The sequence below is a fragment of the Amycolatopsis sp. SID8362 genome, from assembly GCF_010550475.1.
Classification (GTDB): domain Bacteria; phylum Actinomycetota; class Actinomycetes; order Mycobacteriales; family Pseudonocardiaceae; genus Amycolatopsis; species Amycolatopsis eburnea.
Window position 1 is genome coordinate 1 of the sequence record NZ_JAAGNB010000329.1, and the last position, 283, is coordinate 283.

Sequence of the window (283 nt, forward strand, 5' to 3'; positions counted from 1 at the left end):
GCGGTGGTCGGCGGCGGCCTGCTGGCGCTGTCCGGCACGTTCGCCCCGCTGGCCCTGCGCCTCGCGCGCGTCCCGATGCCGGTGCTGCCGCGCAGCACGGCGGACCTGGTCCGCGACGAGCCGCAGCCACCGCTCCCGCTGGTGCACAGCGCCGTGGCACGGGCCGACGGGCTGCTCACCGGCCTGCTGGCCGGGACGTCGGTGGTGGTGCTGTACTGCCAGGTCGTGCTGGTGCGCGCCGGCGGTACCGCCCCGGTCGTGCTGGTTTCGTTGCTGGCACTGG

1 pseudogene is annotated in these 283 nt (G+C 76.7%); it reads left to right on the forward strand.

The window, feature by feature from the left end:
- Positions 1 to 283, forward strand: a pseudogene (locus G3I65_RS10700) (type VII secretion integral membrane protein EccD); the annotation flags it as partial.